The sequence below is a fragment of the Pseudactinotalea sp. Z1739 genome, from assembly GCF_049725055.1.
Taxonomy (GTDB): Bacteria; Actinomycetota; Actinomycetes; order Actinomycetales; family Beutenbergiaceae; genus CALKWS01.
In genome coordinates this window covers 42873-62973 of sequence record NZ_JBMPQA010000008.1, presented here as the reverse complement: position 1 = coordinate 62973, position 20101 = coordinate 42873, and the positions used below count along the sequence as shown (strand labels likewise).

General features: G+C 69.2%; 19 protein-coding genes, 1 tRNA gene, 1 pseudogene and 1 riboswitch. Of the genes and pseudogenes, 11 read left to right on the top strand and 10 right to left on the bottom strand.

Translation table 11 applies throughout. The features are described from left to right. Positions 1-110: 110 nt before the first annotated feature. Positions 111-947, bottom strand: a complete 837-nt coding sequence (locus tag ACO0LV_RS11690; protein ID WP_424788078.1) for a Bax inhibitor-1/YccA family protein — start codon at positions 945-947, stop codon at positions 111-113. A gap of 331 nt (positions 948-1278) precedes the next feature. Between ACO0LV_RS11690 and ACO0LV_RS11685 the strand changes: the two are divergent. Then, positions 1279-2213, top strand: a pseudogene (locus tag ACO0LV_RS11685) (ABC transporter ATP-binding protein). Beyond that, on the top strand, positions 2210-3118 hold the full coding sequence (locus tag ACO0LV_RS11680) for an ABC transporter permease (protein WP_424788077.1): 909 nt from the start codon (positions 2210-2212) through the stop codon (positions 3116-3118). The pseudogene ACO0LV_RS11685 and the gene ACO0LV_RS11680 overlap by 4 nt, the downstream one beginning before the upstream one ends. A 15-nt stretch (positions 3119-3133) precedes the next feature. Here the strand turns inward: ACO0LV_RS11680 and ACO0LV_RS11675 are convergent, their stop codons facing one another. Next, on the bottom strand, positions 3134-3601 hold the full coding sequence (locus ACO0LV_RS11675; protein ID WP_424788076.1) for a GNAT family N-acetyltransferase: 468 nt from the start codon (positions 3599-3601) through the stop codon (positions 3134-3136). A gap of 265 nt (positions 3602-3866) precedes the next feature. On the opposite strand from ACO0LV_RS11675, the gene ACO0LV_RS11670 reads away from it, so the two are divergent. Beyond that, positions 3867-4403 (top strand): N-acetyltransferase family protein, encoded by a 537-nt coding sequence (locus ACO0LV_RS11670; RefSeq protein ID WP_424788075.1) that lies wholly within the window; start codon positions 3867-3869, stop codon positions 4401-4403. Positions 4404-4430: 27 nt separating this feature from the next. Here the strand turns inward: ACO0LV_RS11670 and ACO0LV_RS11665 are convergent, their stop codons facing one another. After that, positions 4431-5258, bottom strand: a complete 828-nt coding sequence (locus ACO0LV_RS11665; protein ID WP_424788074.1) for a hypothetical protein — start codon at positions 5256-5258, stop codon at positions 4431-4433. 119 nt (positions 5259-5377) lie between these two features. On the opposite strand from ACO0LV_RS11665, the gene ACO0LV_RS11660 reads away from it, so the two are divergent. Next, positions 5378-7066, top strand: a complete 1689-nt coding sequence (locus ACO0LV_RS11660) for a serine/threonine-protein kinase (RefSeq protein ID WP_424788073.1) — start codon at positions 5378-5380, stop codon at positions 7064-7066. Between the two features lie 3 nt (positions 7067-7069). Here ACO0LV_RS11660 and nagA read toward each other — a convergent pair whose 3' ends face one another. From nagA to ACO0LV_RS11645, 3 genes are all read right to left on the bottom strand, one after another. Beyond that, complete coding sequence (gene nagA / locus ACO0LV_RS11655; RefSeq protein ID WP_424788072.1) at positions 7070-8230, bottom strand: N-acetylglucosamine-6-phosphate deacetylase; 1161 nt, start codon at positions 8228-8230, stop codon at positions 7070-7072. 68 nt (positions 8231-8298) lie between these two features. After that, positions 8299-9318 carry an N-acetylglucosamine kinase gene (locus ACO0LV_RS11650; RefSeq protein ID WP_424788071.1) on the bottom strand — a complete coding sequence of 340 codons (1020 nt, stop codon included), beginning with the start codon at positions 9316-9318 and terminating at the stop codon, positions 8299-8301. A 46-nt stretch (positions 9319-9364) separates the two neighbouring features. Continuing rightward, positions 9365-10270: a sugar phosphate isomerase/epimerase family protein gene (locus ACO0LV_RS11645; protein WP_424788070.1), complete on the bottom strand. Its 906-nt coding sequence runs from the start codon at positions 10268-10270 to the stop codon at positions 9365-9367. Positions 10271-10307: 37 nt separating this feature from the next. Beyond that, positions 10308-10374: riboswitch (guanidine-III (ykkC-III) riboswitch) on the top strand. A 12-nt stretch (positions 10375-10386) separates the two neighbouring features. Here ACO0LV_RS11645 and ACO0LV_RS11640 point away from each other — a divergent pair. The 7 genes from ACO0LV_RS11640 (at position 10387) to ACO0LV_RS11610 (ending at position 16929) form a co-directional block, all read left to right on the top strand. After that, the gene (locus ACO0LV_RS11640; RefSeq protein WP_424788069.1) at positions 10387-10701 is read left to right on the top strand and encodes a DMT family transporter; all 315 of its coding nucleotides are present in this window, start codon (positions 10387-10389) and stop codon (positions 10699-10701) included. 1 nt (position 10702) lies between these two features. Further along, positions 10703-11083 carry a DMT family transporter gene (locus ACO0LV_RS11635; protein WP_424788068.1) on the top strand — a complete coding sequence of 127 codons (381 nt, stop codon included), beginning with the start codon at positions 10703-10705 and terminating at the stop codon, positions 11081-11083. Between the two features lie 351 nt (positions 11084-11434). Next, on the top strand, positions 11435-13021 hold the full coding sequence (locus ACO0LV_RS11630; RefSeq protein ID WP_424788067.1) for an MFS transporter: 1587 nt from the start codon (positions 11435-11437) through the stop codon (positions 13019-13021). Between the two features lie 39 nt (positions 13022-13060). After that, positions 13061-13273 (top strand): heavy-metal-associated domain-containing protein, encoded by a 213-nt coding sequence (locus ACO0LV_RS11625; protein WP_424788066.1) that lies wholly within the window; start codon positions 13061-13063, stop codon positions 13271-13273. A 1-nt stretch (position 13274) separates the two neighbouring features. Then, entirely contained in the window at positions 13275-14267 is a 993-nt protein-coding gene (locus tag ACO0LV_RS11620) for a heavy-metal-associated domain-containing protein (protein WP_424788065.1), read from the top strand. Then, complete coding sequence (locus ACO0LV_RS11615) at positions 14257-16599, top strand: heavy metal translocating P-type ATPase (RefSeq protein WP_424788064.1); 2343 nt, start codon at positions 14257-14259, stop codon at positions 16597-16599. The genes ACO0LV_RS11620 and ACO0LV_RS11615 overlap by 11 nt, the downstream gene beginning before the upstream one ends. Positions 16600-16635: 36 nt before the next feature. Continuing rightward, positions 16636-16929, top strand: coding sequence for a YHS domain-containing protein (locus ACO0LV_RS11610; protein ID WP_424788063.1), 294 nt, complete (start codon positions 16636-16638; stop codon positions 16927-16929). 97 nt (positions 16930-17026) lie between these two features. Here the strand turns inward: ACO0LV_RS11610 and ACO0LV_RS11605 are convergent. From ACO0LV_RS11605 to ACO0LV_RS11590, 4 genes are all read right to left on the bottom strand, one after another. After that, positions 17027-17100 (bottom strand) — tRNA-Leu (locus ACO0LV_RS11605). 75 nt (positions 17101-17175) lie between these two features. Beyond that, positions 17176-18540 carry an NAD(P)/FAD-dependent oxidoreductase gene (locus tag ACO0LV_RS11600; RefSeq protein ID WP_424788062.1) on the bottom strand — a complete coding sequence of 455 codons (1365 nt, stop codon included), beginning with the start codon at positions 18538-18540 and terminating at the stop codon, positions 17176-17178. 59 nt (positions 18541-18599) lie between these two features. Further along, positions 18600-19451: a uracil-DNA glycosylase gene (locus ACO0LV_RS11595; protein WP_424788061.1), complete on the bottom strand. Its 852-nt coding sequence runs from the start codon at positions 19449-19451 to the stop codon at positions 18600-18602. Between the two features lie 58 nt (positions 19452-19509). After that, positions 19510-19998: an aminoacyl-tRNA deacylase gene (locus ACO0LV_RS11590; protein ID WP_424788060.1), complete on the bottom strand. Its 489-nt coding sequence runs from the start codon at positions 19996-19998 to the stop codon at positions 19510-19512. Positions 19999-20101 lie beyond the last annotated feature (103 nt).

Sequence of the window (20101 nt, the reverse complement as noted above, 5' to 3'; positions counted from 1 at the left end):
GGGGCGAACGACGACGGCGCGCCCACCCGGTGGGTGGACGCGCCGTCGTGGGGGTTCGCGCCGGGCGGGCGTGCGCGCTCAGGGGTGCGCGGCGGGCCCGGCCGGGCCGCTCAGTTGTTCCGCAGGATCGCCAGGATCCGGAGGAACTCGATGTACAGCCAGATCAGGGTCACGGTGAGACCGAACGCCGCACTCCAGGCGTAGCGCCGGGCCACCCCGTTCTTGACGCCGCGGGCGATCATGTCGAAGTCCAGCACCAGATTCAGGGCCGCGAGGATGACCGCGAAGGCACCGATCGCCAGACCGATCCATCCCGAGCGCAGGCCGAACTGGCCGCCGATGTCGGTGAACCACATGATGCCGAGGTTGACCAGAACGAACACCGCGTAACTGATGGTCGCGATGACCACGATCTTGGTGAACTTGGGAGTCACCCGGATCTTGCCGCTGCGGAACAGGGCCAGGGTCACGCCGAAGGTGATGAACGTGGCCAGCACCGCCTGCACCACGATGCCGGGATACATGGTCTCGAAGACCCCCGAGATCACACCGAGGAACACACCCTGAGCGACCCCGTAGGCGAGGATCAGACCGGGGCTGGGCTCACGCTTGAAGGCGTTGACCAGACCGAGGATCAGTCCTACCACCAGCCCGCCTACCAGGGCGGCCATCTTCAGTCCGTCCGGGATGAGGAACCATCCCGCGGCAGCCGCGCCGACCACCAGCGCGAGCATCCCGGCGGTGCGGACTATCACGTCCTCATAGGTCATCCGACCCGTGTGCTCCGGGCCGGCATCGGGGCCGTAGTAGGACTGTTCGACCGCTTGGAACTGAGGCTCGTATCCCTGCGGCACCGTTGCGGTGCCGCCCTTGGGTTGGAAGTGCGCCCCGTGCTGGGGTTGCGCCTTGCCGAATTGCGGACTGTTGGACAGATAAGGGTTTGCCATGGACTCTCCTGGTCGCGTCATGGACGTCGGCCGATGTGCCGCACCCATCCTACTGGGCCAGGCGACGGGCAGACGCACCGTAATCGGCCTCTCACCTCATGTAACGCCGGCGCGGGTTTCGGTGTTCCCGTGCCCTACCTCGCTCCACTGCCCGTGGTCCCGCGCAGGTACCGGGCGACCCACGTGCGGTTCCGGGGGTGCCAGATGTCATCCCTGGGACCGGTGCGATCTCATCCTCAAGGGGGACGCCGGAACAAAGTGCTGGCCCCTAATGTGAAGGCGCTGGCATCATTCACCTCGCCCGCCGCATCAACCTACGGGGGAACGCACCATGATCGAGGCACGCGGCCTCACCAAGAGATACGGCAGGAAAGTCGCCGTCGACGACATCTCGTTCACCGTCCATCCGGGGCGGGTCACCGGGTTCCTGGGTCCCAACGGTGCGGGCAAGTCCACCACGATGCGGATGATCGTGGGGCTGGACCATCCGACCAGCGGCCAGGTGACCGTTGACGGCAAGCGCTACGCCAAGCACACCGCCCCACTTGGCCAGGTCGGGGCGCTCCTGGAGGCCCGCGCGGTGCACACCTCCCGCACCGGCTACCACCACCTGCGCACCATTGCGGCCACCCACGGCATCCCGCACTCCCGGGTGACCGACGTGATCGAACTGACCGGGCTGGGCTCGGTGGCGCACAAGCGGGTGGGGGGTTCTCCCTGGGGATGGGTCAGCGGCTGGGGATCGCCGCAGCGTTGCTCGGTGACCCGCGCACGCTGATCCTGGACGAACCGGTCAACGGCCTGGACCCCGAGGGCGTGCGTTGGGTCCGGACGATGATGCGCACCCTCGCCGATCAGGGCCGCACCGTCTTCCTGTCCTCGCACCTGATGAGCGAGATGGCGATCACCGCCGATGACCTGATCATCATCGGCCGCGGCCGGATCGTCGCCTCCGGTCCCCTGCAGGAGGTGATCGACTCGGTCACCGGCACCTCGGTGCGGGTGCGTGCTCCCCGGTCCGGTGACCTTGCTGAGCGGCTCAACCGCGCCGGCGCCTCGGTCGCGCAGGAAGGGCCCGGCGTGCTGGAGGTCGACGGGCTCAGTGCCGAGGAGATCGGTGAGATCGCGGCCGGAGCCGGGTTGGTGCTGCACGAACTCTCCCCCCGCAACGCCAGCCTGGAGGACGCCTACCTCAAACTCACCGCCGACGAGGTGGAGTATCACTCCGGTGGGCAGCCGATCGACGCACAGGCAGGGGCGGCATGAGCCCTGACATCAAAGGAACCGACCGGCCCGGAGCAGCCGATCAACGGGGTGCGGGGCTCAACCCCGGCCGCCAGCATCTGGCGGTGCGTCCGACCAGCATGTGGCGCACGATCCGGTCGGAGTGGCTGAAGTTCTGGACGTTGCCGTCCTCGATCTGGACCATCGCTGTCACGATCGTGGTGATGCTGGGCCTGTCCGCCCTGATGGCTTGGGGCTTCACGTTCGATCCGACCAGCCCGGGCGGACCGGCGGACGGCGGCGGGGCCGACGTGACCATGGAGGGCGGGGAGGACTTCTCGCTGACTTCGCTCGGCCTGGTGGCGATCAGTTTCAGTTACAGCGTGGGGCAGATCGTGCTGGCGGTGCTCGGGGTGATGGTGGCCACGAGTGAGTACGCCACCGGGCAGATCCGATCGACCCTGACCGCTGTGCCCACCCGCCTGCCGGTGCTGGTGGCCAAGGTGGTGATCGTGATCCTGGTGGGCCTGACCCTGGGAGCCCTGGCCGTGGCGCTGTCCTGGTTGGCCACCACCCCGATCCTGGAGCCGCACGGAATGCAACTGGACGTCTCCGAGGAGGGTGCCTGGCGCACCCTGTTCGGGGTGCCGCTGTACCTGAGCGCCATCGCGTTGTTCAGCCTGGGGATCGGGTTCCTGCTGCGGCACACCGCCGGCGCCATCGCAGCCGTGCTGGGCATCCTGCTGGTGCTGCCGATCGTGGGCATGATCCAGATCGACTGGCTCCAGGACCTGGCGCTCTACCTGCCGGCCAGTGCCGGTGAACGCCTGGTGATGGGTGCACCCGATGACGTGCTGACCGAGTGGCAGGGCTTCGCCGTCCTGTGCGGCTACGTAGTCGTCGCCCTGGTGCTCGCCGGGGTGCTGCTGCGCCGCCGGGACGCCTGACCGCCCTACCGGTGTTCAGTTCAGGCGTCGGCTGAAGTGGTGGCCGACGATGTCCATCCCGGCACGCAGGTAGAATCGGTGCGCCCGGTGGCGTTGGACACCGGAATCCAACTCGATCCGGGTACAGCCCGCGTCCCTGGCCCGCTCGGTCAGCGCGTTCAGCAGGATCGCGCCGTACCCGCGGGACCGCTTCCCGGTGGCGGTGGCTAGATCGTCCACATAGAACTTCCGGATCGCGCTGGTGTTGGCGATGATCCGCCAACCCGCTACCGCCACACAGCGGTCCTGGTGGAACAACGCGGTGAACCGGAGACCTTGCCCCTCTCCCTCGGCCAGCACCTGATCGAGGAGCTCGGCGGTCAGGTGCGGGCGCAATTCCTGCAGGACGGCGAGAATGTCCGGCCAGGTGGCGTCGCCCGGCTCGAGGTCCACCAGGTGCGGGCTCTCGTTCGGGTCGGGAGTGGTCACGTCGCGTTGAGACACCCGGCCGATTCTACCGTTGCCACGCCGGCAGAATCATGCCGTAGCAACTGGGCGGGTCAGCCACGGGCCGTCCGCAGGGTGGCACAGAATAGCCCCTGTGGCATGACGATGTGACATATCGGCACCATCTCGGGGACACTGGTCTCCGAAACGGTCCGAGCCCGCCCGGGACGGCTATGCCCAACGCCTCACCGGCAGCACCGCGAGGCGGCGTACCAGGAGCGGCGACCGGTCACGATCTGCACGAGATAGGGACAACGAGACGATGACGGAACAGCAGCGGCAAGGGACGATCGGCGTGCGGGACGCCGGACCCGAGGACGCCGAGTTCCTGATCGATATGTTGCTCGAAGCGGTGAACTGGACCGGCGAGGAACGGATGAAGCGGCGCCAGTTGCTGCGCGACAAGACCCTGTCCCACTACGTGGCCGGCTGGCAGCGCGCCGGGGACCTCGGCGTGATCGCGGTGGACACCGGCGGACCCGCCGGGCTGCAGATTCCCATCGGTGCGGCCTGGCTGCGCCGGTTCGACTCCCACCACCCCGGTTACGGCTACGTCGCCGACGACGTGCCCGAACTGAGCATCGGGGTAGCGCAGCAGCACCGGCGCCGGGGCATCGGCTCAGGCCTGCTGCGCACGCTGTTCGCCCGCGCCGAGGCCGCCGGGATCCGGCGAGTCAGTGTCAGCGTGGAGGACGGGAACCCCTCGGAATCGCTGTTCGCCGCGGCCGGGTTCACCGTCGTGGGCCGCAACGGGAACGCTGACACCATGGTGCTGGACCTCTCGGCGGCCGACGCCTGAACCCAGTCGCCACGCCCACCGGCAGGTCTACACCGTCGCGAAGTAGACGACCTCGGTGGACCCGGCTCGGGCGAGTTTCACCTCGAAGCGGCCGATCACCATGCCCGAGGCGTTGATCAGGTAGACCACGTGCGCCGATCCCTCGGTCGCTTGCGGCAGGGCGACGACGAAGGTGGAGTCGGAGGATCCGACCACCGAGGCGAGCACATCCAGGGCGACCTCGTCGGTGTTCGCCCCGCCACTGAGTTGCGCCACGGCCTCGAACGCACGCGCCTCGACCAACTCCACATATCGGCGCACCGCCCCCAACGGCGAGCGCAGCCCGGAGCCGGAGTCCAGTCCGCGCACCGACCCGCTGCTGAGCACCTCGCCGACACTGTCCAACTCCTCTCCCCGCCAGCCGACCGCGAAGGTGACGGTCTGCTCGTGGGTCGGGCCCTGCCGGACCGCACGCTGGTGCCAGACGGTGGTGGCCACGATCAGCCGCCCGTCGACGTCCCCGAGGATCTCGACGTCGCGGACATCGAACTCCACCTCCGTGACGCGCCCCGGGGTGGTGGCCGCCGCTGCGGTGCGGGCCAGTTCGGTCCCGGTGGCCAGGGCGAACCTGGTGGCCTGATCCCCCAGCCCGACCGCATCCCTGAGTTCGGCTGCGGCCTGCGCCGGGGTGGCGTCGCTGGAGATGTACTGCGCTGCCCCGGGGCCGCTGACGAGGAAGTGTTCGTACAACTCATTCAGGAGCACCTCGAAGGTGCGCGCCTGGGACTGCACCTGCGCGTCGGGCGCTTGAGTGGGCTCGGGCACCGTGACCGGCGCGGGCGGTGTGCATGCCGCGAGTACTACCGCCAGCACCACAGCAACACTCCACCGCACGTGCCGCACCAGCCACCCCCTAGGATCAGATCGTCAGTTCGTCTCTTGACGGCACAAGACTAGGCCTCAGCGGCCGATGATGGGAGTTCGGGGGTCACCGCGTGGCGAAGTCGAAGCAGCCCGCGCCTGAAATCGAGGGCTACACCTACGTGCGCACCATCGGCCGTGGCGGCTTCTCCGACGTGTTCCTGTACACCCAGCACATGCCCCACCGTGAGGTGGCGATCAAGGTCTTGCGCACCGACGCGTTGACCGACTCACTGCGCCGCCAGTTCGCCGCTGAGGCCAACCTGATGGCGCGGCTGTCCAACCACATCAACATCGCCTCCATCTACGACGCCGATATCGATGACGAAGGTGAACCGTACCTGGTGATGGAGTACTGCTCCGGGGGCTCGCTGGGTGACACCTACCGGCACTACCCGATGTCGGTGCAGGACGTGCTGAGGATCGGGGTGCGGCTCAGCGGTGCGCTCGAGGCGGCGCACCGGGCCGGGATCGTGCACCGCGACATCAAACCGGGCAACATCCTGCTCACTGAGTACGGGGTTCCGGTGCTGTCGGACTTCGGGATCTCCACCATCGACGAGGAGTTCCCCGAGGCCACCATGGCCCGCGCCCGGGTGTACTCCTACGAGTCCTCCGGCACCGACGCCGATTCCGACGCCGCGATCGGTCTCAGCCTGCCCTGGGCGGCACCGGAGACCCTGGGAGACCCGCCGGTCTCCGACACCCGCTCGGACCGGTACTCCCTGGCCGCCACCTTGTACTCGCTGCTGGAGGGACGTTCCCCCCACGAGATTCCTGGCGGCCCGAACAGTGCCTCGCACCTGACCGGTCGCATCCAGTCCGGCTTCGTGGCAGGGATGCAGCGACCCGACCTGCCGGACTCGCTGGTGGCCGTGCTGCGAAGAGCGATGTCCTTCGATCGTGCCGCACGCTATCCGGACTCCTATGCGTTCGGCCAAGCGCTGCGGGAGATCCAGCGCGAACTGGGCCACGACCTCACCCCCCTGGACCTACCCCGTGGCCACGAACCGGCGGCCACGCCGCCGGACCCCGCCCACAAGGTCGCGCCGCCGAACCCGGCCGATGTGGTGAGCCTGCCCGCTGGGCATCCCACGCTGGTGCCGCCGGAGCAGGCACCACCCCCACCCCGCGCCGGCGCGCACACACCAGCACCGGCACCGGTCCCCTCGCCTCCACCGGCCCGTACCTCCGCGCCGGCGACGGCCTCGACGGCACTACCCGCGAATGCTGCGCCCGGCGGACGCCACCGTCGTCGCCGCCTCCCGGCCGTGCTGGCCGGTGCCGCCGTGATCCTGGCGCTGGTGATCACCGGCGGGATCTGGCTGCTGAACCGGCCCGCAACCTATGAGGGGCCCGCGGTGGAGCACCTGACGGTGACCGAGGACGGCGGCCGGATCCAGGTGGCCATCCCGCAGGATCTGGCCCCGCCGGAGGAGGTGCAGACGCGGGTGGTGCGTCACGGCTTGGGACCGGCGGTGGAGGAGGGAGCGGTGGTGTCCCTCTCCCTGGGCCACACCTCCTGGATCCCCGGCTACGAGGTGAGCCTGGACCCGGATGCCAGCGAGGAACGCCATCGCGACGTCACCTTGTCCGCAGCCGAGATCGAGGAGCTCCTCGGGGAGCCGGTGGTGGGCCGCAGCGTGGACAGCGTGCTCCTGGTGGCCGCTCCACGTGGATACTTCCCCGACGAGGCACCGGATCTGCGGATCGACTACCCCTATAGCCAGTTGGCCGCGCTCCGAATCACCGGTTCCCGCTGAGCCTCACGCCGCCGGGACCCTTTGGTGCCGGCTCGTCCCGTCCGCCCACACCTGCTCCACCTGCAACCCGGTATCCAGCAGCACCGCGTCGGCGGCGTAACCGGGAGCAAGGGAGCCGAACCGGTCCGCCAGGCCCAGCGTCCGCGCCGGGGTACTGGTGGCAGCCTGGATCGCATCGGGCAGCGGGATCCCGATGCGCACCGCCTGACGGACAGCGGCGTCCATGGTCAGCGTGGATCCGGCGATCGAGCCGGTGGAATCCAGGCGCGGCACCCCATCGGTGACGGTCACGGCCTGCCCGCCGAGTTCGTAGGCACCGTCCGCACAACCGGCGGCCGCCATCGCGTCGGTCACGTAGGCGATCCGACCAGGGGCCATCTCATGCAGGAGGCGTACCACCCGGGGGTGCACGTGCACGCCGTCGTTGATCACCTCACAGGTGACGCCGTCCCGTTCGGTGGCCGCCAGCACCGGGCCAGGGGCACGGTGGTGGATCGGGGCCATCGCGTTGAAGGCATGGGTCAGGATAGACGCCCCGGCGTCGAAGGCGGCTCCGGCCTGGTCGTAATCGACCGCTGAGTGCCCTACCGCGACCCGCACCCCGGCCCGGAGCAGTTGTTCGATCGCGCGGTGCGCGCCGGTCAACTCGGGTGCGATCGTGACCTGGGCCAGGTAGCCGTCGGCTGCGGTCAGCATGGCATCGATATCGGCCTCGGTGGGCTCCCGGAGAAGGGCCTGGTCATGAGCACCGCGGTGCGCCGGACTCAACCAGGGACCCTCCAGGTGGATCCCCAGGACCAGCGGGTCGGCGGCGCAGACCTGCCGGGCGTCCGACACCTGGTCGCGCAGATTGGGGATAGTGGCGGTGACCATCGACAGCACCGACCGGGTGGTGCCGTGACGACGGTGATAGCCCAGGCCCTGATCGATCGCCTCGGTTCCGCCGGCGAAGGCGCCGCCGGCGCCACCGTGGCAGTGGATGTCGATGAGCCCGGGGATCAGCAGCCCGGTGCCGTGCACCACCTGGGCAGCGTCCGGCGCGGCGCCGGTGCCGACGGCGGTGATCCCGGCGCCGGTGAAGGCCACCCAGCCATCGGTGTGCTCAGCACCATCGGTGATCATCCTCGGTGCGCGCAGCACCACGTCGGCAGCCGGATGAGTCATGACCGTCAACCTACACCGAGGCAGGGACCGGTCCGAGTGCCCGGTAGCGGTGCAGGTACCACGCCGGCTCAGGGATCCGCGCTGGTGCACACTCCGCGGTGGGGCAGGTCGGTGCGCGCGGCGATCAGCGCAGCGCCCTCCAGCGACGTACCCTGCGGCGCGACCCACTCCAGCGTGAATGAGGCCCCCTCCTGAGCACGCTGACTCACGTCGGCGCGGAAGCGCTCTGGCCAGGCGGAGAGGCCACCGATCATGCAGCACCGCACCACGGCGCCGGGCGCTGAGCCCGCACCCCGCCCGCCTGCGGAGGCCCGGACGCAGTCGGGCGTCGCATCACCGGCGGGCGTCGTGGCCCGTGCGGCAGCCCGCACCGTGGCCCCGAGCGCTTCGGTGGCGCGGGCCAGGATCTGTGTGGCGACCCCATCACCGCCCCGGGCACCGACAAGCACCTGGGGCGCGAAGGACGCCAGCACCGGAATGGCTGCGGTGGCATCGCCGAGCCGGGCGGGCAGGGTGCGCAGGTCACCGAACTCCTCCTCGGCGACCGCCCGCAGCGCCGTCTGCGGCCCGCGGCCGTCCAGTGCCCGGCAGGCGGCCATCAGGCCCTCTCGCCCGATCCACCAGCCGCTGCCCTCATCCCCCAGGGTCTGCCCCCAGCCGTCCACCTGAACCAGGCCGCCCCCGCCGTCGAAGGTGATCGCCACCGACCCGGTGCCCGCCGCCAGCACCACCCCGTTCGAGCCGCCGAGGGCGCCGGCGTGAGAGGTGACCGAGTCCGAGGTCACCAACGCCCGTGCCGCGAAGCGGTCGGCGAGCATCCGGGCTACCTCCGCGGCCGCGCGGGGTGCGGCTGCAACACCGGCTGCGCCCAGGCACACCGCGTCCACCCCGGAGTCGGGGACCTCACCGGCGACCAGCGCCCCCTCGATCGCCGCCATCGCCGAGGCCGGACCCTCGGGGTGGGACATGCCCAGGGCACCGCTGCCCCGCCCCAGCCACTGCTGGGCCGCGCTCTCGCGGCGAAGTACGCGGCATCCGGTCTTACCGAGGTCGATCGCCAGGACGGTCACGTACCACGTGTAGTCCATCGGGGTCCGGTGCCGCAAGCCTCATCGGCCCGGCCTCCGGGGCGGGTCAGACGGTCGGCGTCGCGGTCGTGAGGTTCCGGGCTCGCCGACGCTCGTTGGCACCGGCGCGCAGGTGGGCCCGGGCGAAGTCCAGCGCGGCGGCAAGGTCGGCCCGCACGTGCTCAGCGCTGGGTGCCTTGCGGGTCTGGACCTCCACCACCACGTCACCGGACCAGCCGGTGCCGGCCAGTTCCCGCAGCACCTGGGCGCAGGGCTGGGTCCCGCGACCGGGAACCAGGTGCTGGTCCATGATCGAGGGCACACCGTCGGCCAGGTGCAGGTGGCTGACCCGGTCGCCGATGCGGCGCAGCAGTTCGAGCCCGTCCTGTCGGGCGACCGCGGCGTGGGACAGGTCCAGCGTGATGTTCTCGTAGTCGCGGTCGGTGGGATCCCATCCGGGTAGGTAGGCGTTCACCTTCCGGCCTCTGACCTGCCAGGGGAACATGTTCTCCACCGCGACCCGAAGGCCGGTCGCGGTGGTCAGTTCATGCACGTGCTCGGCGAATCCGTGGGCGTAACGTCGCTGCCACCGGAACGGGGGGTGCACCACCACGGTGGAAGCACCGACCTCCAGGGCCAGGTCCACCGACCGTTCCAGTTTCGGGCCGGGCAGCCTTCCCCAGACGTTCTGGCTGAGCACCAGGGAGGGGGCGTGGATGCTGGTCACCGGGACGCCGTACTGGGCGGACAGGTCCTGCAGCGCCCGGGCGTCCTGGGAGTACCGGTCGGACCAGACCATCACCTCCACGCCGTCGTAGCCGAGCTCGGCCGCGGCCTGGAAGGCGTGCGGGGCGCGGGAGGGGTACACCGCGCTGGTGGACAGGGCCACCCGGATCTCCTCGTTCCCGGCGGACGGTGCTGCCCGTCCGCTGTCGAGCCCGGTCCCTCGTCCGGCGTCTCTCGGTTCGCGCATGATTGCCACGGTAACCCGTGCGGACTAAAATCGATAACCGGGGCCCGGCGATCGGACCCGCGGACGAGGGAGCAGTACCCGCACCACGACAAGACTGACTCATGGAGGTGTCAGTCATGGCGTGGACGATCCTGGTGCTCTCCGGCGCACTCGAGGCGGTGTGGGCCGCGGCCCTGTCGGCATCGGACGGATTCCGCAAGTGGCGGCCCACCGTCCTGTTCGCGGTATCGATGACGGTCAGCATGGCCGGCTTGGCGTACGCCATGGTGTCCCTGCCCACCGGGACCGCCTATGCCGTGTGGGTGGGAATCGGGGCGACCTTGACCGTGATCTGGTCGTTCGCCACCGGTCAGGAACGCGCGAGCCGGTGGCGCATCCTCATGCTCGTGCTATTGGTGGCCTGTGTGGTGGGCCTGCGGGTGGTGAGCTGAGATGGCATGGTTCATCCTGCTCATCAGCGCGGTCTTCGAAGCGGTCTGGGCCACGTCCCTGGGCATGTCCGAGGGGTTCACCCGCACCGGTCCCACGGTCGCGTTCCTCATCACCCTGACCATCAGCATGATCGGCCTTGGGTGGGCCGCGAAGACGATCCCGATCGGGACGGCGTACGCGGTGTGGACCGGGGTGGGCGCTGCGCTCACCGTGATCTACGCGATGCTCACCGGCACCGAACCTGCGTCGCCGATCCGGATCGTGCTCATTGCAGGGATCATCCTCGCCGTCGTCGGCCTGAACCTCGCTCCGTCGGTCCCGCCGACGCACGACGGCGAGGAGCATGTACCGACAGGTGCCCGACCACCCGTAGCGGACTGACCCCGGGACCTTGTTGGTCCCACGAGTGGCGCGCCTGGCTGGTCGCTTCCCAAGCCCACGCAAGCCCCGCACGACGCTGATTCGTCGGGTCCTGCGGTGACTGCGGCATGGGTGGCGCCTCTGAGCGCCAGCCTATCGAGGATGGGTCCGGGGCCGGGCCGTGTCGGTAAACGCCGGAAGCAGAATCGCCTCGATGAACCAGGGAGCATCGTCCGGGTCGAGTCGTCCGGTGCGGACTTCCTCTGCTGCACCGTTCATGACCACGTGCGTGCCGGTCGCGCCCTGTGCGGGAAGGAAGGGAGCACCAGCCATGACCACGACAGACACAGCGCGCGCCGGAGGTGACCGATCATGAGCCGGACTGACGCGCCGACCCCCAGGGCAGGGGCCAGGCAGTGGTGGGGCCTGGCGGTCCTGGTAACGCCCTCGACCTTGCTGTTCATGATGTTGACGATCCTGTTCCTGGCCGCTCCGAGCCTGGCAGCGGACCTGAACCCGACCAGTACGCAGTTGCTGTGGATCCTGGATATCTACGGGTTCGTGATGGCTGGGTTCCTCGTCGCGATGGGCGTGCTCGGCGACCGAGTGGGCAAGCGGATGCTGATGGTCATCGGTGCCCTCGTGTTTGCCGCGGTTTCGATAGCAGCGTCGTTGACGACAGTCCCGGAACTGATGATTCTCTGGCGCGCCATCCTCGGACTGGCCGCGGCGATGATGATCCCCGCGACGCTCGGGCTGATCTTCGTACTCTTCGCCGACGCGAGACAACGCGGGGTAGCGATCGGGGTATGGGCCGGGGGCATCTCCGCCGGTGTCGCTCTCGGACCACTGCTCAGCGGTCTGTTGCTGGAGGGGTTCGGCTGGCAGGCCACCTTCCTGGTCGCCGTACCCATCATGGTGCTGGTCGTCATTGGCGCCCCCCTGCTACTACCGGAGCATCGCGATCCGAACGCCAGAATCGAGCTGCTCAGTGCCCTGTTGCTGGTCGGTGGACTGCTGGCGATCATCTACGCCATCAAGCGGTTCGCCGCCCAGGAACCGGCCGCACCATCCATCGGGCTGCTGCTCGCCGGAACACTGCTCGGGCTGTGGTTCGTGATCCGCCAGTTGCGTACGGAGAAGCCGCTGCTGGACGTACGCCTGTTCGCCAATCGCACCGTCTCCGGAGCACTTGCGGTCTTCCTGCTCTCCGCCGCCGCGCTGGGCGGGGTGTACTCACTGTTCACCCAGTACCTCCAACAGGTCCAGAACCTCTCACCTTTGCAAGCCGGGTTCTCCATCCTGCCTGCAGCGGCGGTACTGATCGTGGTCGCAACCCTCTCCCCCGTCCTGGCAAGGCGCTTCCGGCCCGGCAACGTGATCGCCCTCGGCCTGCTCACCCAGGTGGTGGGCTACTTCCTGTTCACCCAGTTCGACGCCGGGACCGGACTGGCTGTGGTGATCGCCAGCTTCGTGATCACCTATCCCGGTGTCGCCCCGTCGATGGCGCTGACGACCGACCTGGTGGTCAGTTCGGTGCCGCCGGAGAAGGCCGGCGGAGCCTCGGGGCTGGCTACCACCGCGAACGATCTGGGCATCTCACTCGGTGTCGCGGTGATCGGCAGTGTCGGGATCGCCGCCTACCGCAGCCGGATCAATGAGCTCCTACCGGATGGGTTGCCGGCGGAAGCAACAGCGGCAGCATCGGACAGCGTCGATGGGGCCATGGCCGCGGCCGCAGACCTACCCCGAGCCCTCGGGGAGCCCCTGGTGAGCGCAGCCCAACAGGCCTTCACCGGCGGGCTGAACACCGCCTCGATGGTTTCGGCCGCAATAGCCACAGTGGCCGCGCTCATCGCCGCCACCCGGCTGCGCCACGTGGCACCCATCGGCCAAGATCGTGGGCCCAAAGAGGCCGAGGAAACCGCCACCGTTGATTTATACCCCCCTGGGGTATAAAGTTCCCTGCGTCGCACACGAGTGAAGGAACCATTCATCATGGCAACCACGAGCGAATACCAGGTGACCGGGATGACCTGTGGACACTGCGAGGGCGCGATCCGCGCCGAGGTGTCCGAGATTGACGGGGTCACCGGCATCGAGGTCAGTGCCCAGACCGGGCGCCTGAAAGTCACCTCTGAGCAGCATCTCGACGATGCTGCGGTCATCGCGGCGGTCGATGAGGCCGGCTACGCCGCTGTCAGGAGTTGAGATGAGAGCTACTGCCCGGCTCGGTCTGTACGGGTTGACCCTCGTCGTTGTGTTCGCTGTGGCTGGATTCACGGCGAAGGCGGTCATCGATGAGGACACCGTGCAGGGCTGGGTCGACGAGACACCAGACGAACACCTCGCCGGAGAACAAGGAGATGGTATGGACAGCGGCGGGCACGAGACTCACGAGGCTGATGCGGCTTCCCTCGGCCTCGGCCTGGCCCAGGACGGCTACCGGCTCACCGATGTGAGCGCACCTGATCAGGTTGGTGCCGAGGGTGAACTCGCACTGGCGGTGGCCGGGCCCGATGGGCAGCCGGTGACCGGCTTCGAACTCGACCATGAGCAGGAGATGCACCTGATCGCGGTGCGCGCCGATGGGCAGTACTTCCGCCATGTCCACCCCGAACGCGATGAATCGGGCACCTGGTCGATCCCCTGGGAATGGGAGGCGGCGGGCACCTACCGGATCTTCGCCGACTTCGTGGCAGTCGGGATGCGCGAGGGCATGACGCTGTCCACGACGGTTCAGGTCGCCGGGGACTACGAGCCGGCACCAGCCGATCGGCCGGTCATCGAGACGACCGTTCATGGCTTTGACGTGGCCGTGGAGGGCGACCTCATCGCAGGCGAACCCTCCGAACTGACGGTGACGATCACCCGCGACGGGGAACCGGTCACCGCGCTGGAGCCCTACCTGGGCGCCTTCGGCCACCTCGTGGCCCTGCGTGACGGGGACCTGGCCTACCTGCATGTCCACCCCCACGGTGATGCACCCGACGTTGGTGAGACCTCGGGGCCCGAGATCGTCTTCGAGGCCGCCGCCCCCACTGAGGGCCGGTATCTGCTGTACCTGGACTTCCAGGTCGACGGAGAGGTTCACACCGCACCGCTGGTGATCGACACCGCCGCCGGCGGGGATGGCACTGGCGGCGACACCGGCGACGGGCAAGGGCAGAACGAGCACGAGGAAGGAGAGGATCATGACCACTGAGAACGCGAGCACGGATGTGAATCTCACTGGCGTTGAACTGCAGATCGGTGGCATGACGTGTGCCTCGTGCGCGAACCGGATCGAGAAGAAGCTCAACAAACTCGACGGAGTCAATGCGAGCGTCAACTACGCCACCGAGAAGGCCAGCGTCACCGCACCCGAGGGCTACGACCCGCAGTTGTTGATCGCGGAGGTGGAGAAGACCGGCTACACCGCTGAGCTTCCCACCACCGAGTCCACCGATCCCAGGGACCCGGCCGGGGGTGAGTCGAGTGAGGACGCCGAACTGAGGGTCCTCAAACAGCGCCTGATCGGCGCGGCAATCCTGTCGGTACCGGTCATCGCGCTGGCGATGATCCCCGTGCTGCAGTTCGACTACTGGGGGTTTGCCTCCCTGGTTCTGGCCGCCCCCGTCGTGGTCTGGGCCGGGTGGCCGTTCCACCGAGCCGCCTGGGCGAACCTCAAGCACGGCGCGGCGACGATGGACACGCTGATCTCGGTGGGCACCAGCGCCGCGCTGATCTGGTCGATCATCGCCCTGTTCTTGGGCACGGCAGGCCAGCCTGGCGTGGTCCACCCGTTCGAGTTCACGATCTCGCGCTCCGACGGGCTGGGGCACATCTATCTTGAGGTCGCCGCCGGGGTGATCACCTTCATCCTGCTGGGCCGATACTTCGAGAAGCGCTCCAAACGCAGTGCTGGTGCCGCCCTGCGCGCCTTGATGGAACTCGGGGCGAAGGAAGTCTCCATCCTCCGCGACGGCCCTCGGGGAGCGAAGACCGAGCAGCGGGTCCCCATTGATGAACTCTCCGAGGGTGACGAGTTCGTGGTCCGGCCGGGTGAGAAGATCGCCACCGATGGGGTGATCACATCCGGCAGTTCGGCGATCGACGCCTCGATGCTCACTGGTGAGTCGGTGCCGGTCGAGGTCGCGGTGGGCGATCCGGTGACAGGTGCCACCGTGAACGCCGGTGGCCGTCTGGTCGTCAAAGCCACTCGGATCGGCTCGGAGACCCAGTTGGCGCAGATGGCGAGGATGGTTGAAGACGCCCAGTCCGGCAAGGCTGAGATTCAGCGCCTGGCCGACCGGGTCTCCTCGGTGTTCGTCCCTGTGGCCATCGCGGTCGCGGTTGCTGCCCTGGGCGCGTGGCTCGGCGCGGGATTCCCGGTCAGCGCGGCGTTCACCGCCACGGTGGCAGTGCTGATCATCGCCTGCCCGTGCGCCCTTGGGCTGGCCACCCCGACCGCGCTCCTGGTCGGTACCGGACGCGGAGCCCAGATGGGTGTGCTCATCAAGGGCCCGGAGATCCTGGAGTCGACCCGCAGGGTCGACACGATCGTGCTGGACAAGACCGGCACGGTTACCACCGGGAAGATGACCCTGTCCGATGCGATCACCGCCGAGGGAGTGGAGCGGGCTGAGTTGCTGCGCATCGCCGGCGGGCTGGAGGACTACTCCGAGCACCCCATCGCTCAGGCCATCGCCGCCGGAGCCACTGCACAGGTCGGCGAACTGCCGACGCCGGAGTCTTTCGAGAACATCGAGGGTAAGGGTGTGCAGGGCGTGGTCGACGGGCATGCCGTCGTGGCGGGCCGCGAGGCGCTCCTGGCCGAGTGGTCCATACACCTCGACGATAATCTCGCCGCGGCGAAGCAGGCCGCCGAGCGCGCGGGCAAGACCGCGATCACCGTCGGGTGGGACGGCAAGGCACGGGGCGTGCTGATCGTCTCCGATCAGATCAAACCCACCAGCGCCGAGGCCATCAGCCAGTTCACCGAACTCGGACTGACGCCGGTGCTGTTGACCGGTGACAACCAGACAGTGGCCGAGCAGGTCGCCGCCGAAGTCGGCATCGAACACGTCATCGCCGAAGTCCTACCGAGGGACAAAGTTGATGTCATCGCCCGCCTCCAGGAGGAGGGCAAGGTCGTGGCGATGGTCGGAGACGGCGTCAACGACGCCCCGGCCCTGGCACAGGCCGACCTCGGCTTGGCGATGGGCACCGGCACCGACGTCGCGATCGAGGCCGCCGACATCACCCTGGTCCGCGGAGACCTGCGAGCAGCAGCTGACGCGATCCGGCTGGCCCGCAAGACCCTGCGCACGATCAAGCAGAACCTGTTCTGGGCGTTCGGCTACAACACCATCGCGATCCCGATCGCGGCCTTCGGTCTGCTCAACCCGATGTTGGCCGGAGCCGCAATGGCCTTCTCCAGCGTGTCGGTGGTCACCAACAGCCTGCGGCTGCGCAGGTTCACCGCCCGGGCCGACCAACACACCTCGCCGCACCCGTCCTCGACCGCGCCGGCTCGTCAGCCGGTGGACGCCTGACCCGTCGTCATCGACACCACGGAAGGGAACACACAGATGACTGCACACGACCACCACGACCACCACGACCACCACGACCACCAGCAGCGCGACCACAGCACTCCTTCCGGCGGCTGCAGCGGGCACGCGCCCACGGCGGATGACCTCGCCGCAGCACGGGGTGATGACGTCACCGAATGCCTGGTGATGCCCGGCACCCCGGTGATCAAGTCCCAAGCCGAAGATGCAGGCCTTTACCGCGACTACGACGGGCAGCGCTACTGGTTCTGCTGCGCCGCGTGCGGCCCGCTCTTCGACGCCGACCCCGACCGCTACGCCAACGCCGCGTAGCAGGGAACACCAACGGTCCCGTGTGCCCGGAAGACCTCTCATCCGGGCACACGGCCCCATGCCCGGGAATGTCGCTGGTTCACGCAACGACGCGACGTGCCCCCGCCGGGACTCGAACCCGGACTGAACCGATTTTAAGTCGGCTGCCTCTGCCGATTGGGCTACGGGGGCCGGCCAGTGAGCGCACCCTCAACGATAGAGCCCCCGGCGTCGCCGACGGACCCGATGCGGGCCACCGAGCCCGGCTCAGGAACCCGGCGCGCTCCGCATACTCGCCGCAGCCTGCAGGAACTCCTCCCGCGGCGTCTGCAACCGGCCCAGGGCCACGATGTCACGCCGGAACAACAGCGCCATGGTCCAGTCCAGCACGATCCGCACCTTACGGTTCACCGTCGGCATCGCCGACATGTGGTACGTCCGGTGCATGAACCAGGCCAGCGGGCCCCGGAACTTCAGGCCCAGCACCTCGGCCACCCCCTTGTACAGGCCCAGCGAGGCCACGGTGCCCAGGTCTCGGTGGTTGTAATCCTCCAGTGACTCCTGGGCGAGCAGGTGGGTCATGTTCTTGCCCAGATGGGTGGCCTGACGGATGGCGTGCTGGGCCGTGGGGGCACAGGTGGTGATCCCCGGAGCGGACAGGTCCGGCACCGCGGCGCAGTCGCCGGCGGCCCAGGCACCCTCGACCACCCGACCGTCCGCGTCGCACACCTGCAGCGTGGGCAGGGCACGCACCCGGCCGTTCTCGGTCAGGGGCAGGTCGGTCTGGCCCAGAACCGGGTTCGCCTTGACCCCGGCGGTCCAGACCAGGGTGTCGCTCTCGAACGCGGTGCCGTCGGAGAGCACGATGTGTCCGTCCACGCAGGATTCCAGGAAGGTGTTCAGGCGCACGTCGATGTTGCGCTTGCGCAACTGCTCCAGCGCGTATCGGCCCAGGTCCGCACCCACCTCGGGCAGGATCCGACCGGTGCCCTCCACCAGGACGAACCGTAGATCTTCCGGGCTGATGGAGTCGTAGTAGCGGCACGCCTCCCTCGCCATGTCCTCCACCTCACCGATGGCCTCGGACCCGGCGAACCCGCCACCGACGAAGGTGAAGGTGAGCATCCGCCGCCGGGCCTGCTCGTCCCAGATCGAATCGGCCTGATCCATCATGGTCACCACGTGGTTGCGTAGCGAGATCGCCTCCTCGATCTGCTTGAACCCGATACCGGACTCGGCCAGCCCCGGAATCGGCAGCACCCGCGCAACCGCCCCGAGCGCAACGACCACGTGGTCGTATCCCACGGTGTAGGCATCGCCGCGCGCCGGCGTGATGGTGGCACGACGAGCGGCATGGTCCAGGGAGTGCACCCGGCCGGTCAGGATCGTGGTGCCGCGCAGGAGCCGGCGGTGCGAGGCCACGACGTGGCGCGGCTCGAGCGATCCGGCGGCGGCCTCGGGCAGGAACGGTTGGTAGGTCATGTACGGTCGCGGGTCGACCACCGCGATCGCCACCTCGCGCCTGCCCATGCGTTTGCGTATCTGCCGGGCGGCGTGCAGGCCGACGTAGCCTCCCCCCAGGATCAGCACGCGGGGCACCTTGCGGGGAGATCGAGCCGTGGCGGCGGACATAGCTCCACGATAGGGCAGTGCAGCACCGCTGTCGTGGGTCCCCGGGCAGTCGGCGAACGCTACCGGTTCGGTGCCGGCCCGCAGGCGGCGATGGCCTCATCCAGCATGGGCTCGGTCAGGCGGCCGGTGAAGGTGTTCTGCTGCGACACGTGATACGAGCCGACGACGGCGACGGTCGGCTGCGTCGTCGGCGATCCCGTCGCCGGGGGCGCTACGTGCGTCTTCGCGCCGTGACCGAAGGCCGGGCGGGGCCGGGGCACCTGCCAACCCAGGGCCGATAACGCGGCGAAGGTGGCGGTCCACGCGATCTGGCCGAGGGCGAGGACGCCGGTGACCGAGGGGGTGACCAACTCGATCTCCCGGCGCAGCCAGTGCGCGCAGGTGGCCCGCTCGGCAGGGGTGGGGGCGTTGTCCGGGGGTGCGCAGCGCACCGCGGCCACGATCCGGGCGCCGGACAGCTCCAGCCCGTCGCCGGCATGTTCGCTGGTGGGCTGGTTGGCGTACCCGGCCCGGTACAGCGCGCCGACGATCCAGTCCCCGGAGCGGTCGCCGGTGAAGAGGCGTCCGGTGCGGTTGGCGCCATGGGCGGCCGGCGCGAGCCCGACGATCAGCAGGCGCGGGTGCTGGTCCCCCAGCCCGGGCCCGGGCCGGCCCCAGTAGGGCTGATCGGCGTACGCCCGGCGCCGGGTACGAGCGACCTGTTCGCGCCAGTCCACCAGGCGCGGGCAGGCGCGGCAGGTGCTGGAACGGGCGTCGAGCTGGTCCAGGGTTCGGGTAGAGGCGGCCAGGGCGGCCACCTGCTCACCATCGCGGGCCCGGCTGGTGCGCGGGCGCGCGGGATCCTCCGGCCATCCGGTGCCGGGCGGTACCGGAGAGGGGAACGGCGCGCCGGTGATCGGGTGGGGTAACACGCTCAGCGCTCCGACCACGGAGACAGCGCCGACACCGGGTGTTCACGGCGGACGGTGGTCATGACGTCTCGGGTTCGGTGACGTCGGCGATCCGGGCGCGCAGGTGGGACAGGAGTTCATCGGCGTGGACGGTGGCGGCCACACCTGGTCCGCCGGCCCCGATAGAGACCCTCCGGCCGGTGAGGGTGGCGTCGGCGATCACGGGCAGGGCCCGTGCGGATCCGAACGGGGTGATCGACCCGCGCGGATACCCGGTCACCTCCTGCGCCGCCTGCGCATCCGGCATGGACAACCTGCTCACCCCCAGTAGTGCACGCAGTTTCGGCCAGGAGATCGTCCGCAGCCCGGGCACCAGCACGAACAGGTAGTCCCCCTTGCCGCGGCGCACCACCATCGTCTTGATCACGTCCGCCGGGTTCACACCGCGGGCCCGCGCTGCCTCCGCGAGGGAACTCACCGGTCCGTGCCGGGTGACTTCGTGCGCCAGGCCGGAGGCCGCGAGGGCTCGCACGCCCGGTTCGTCCCGGGTCTCGTTGGAATCGGCCACGAGTCTCACCCTACGCCCGCGGCCGGTGACGGTCCGGTGCCCGGCGGTGGCGGTGGCGGTGGCGGCGCGGATCGGCACGGGCCGGGTCGGGTTGGGTCGAGCG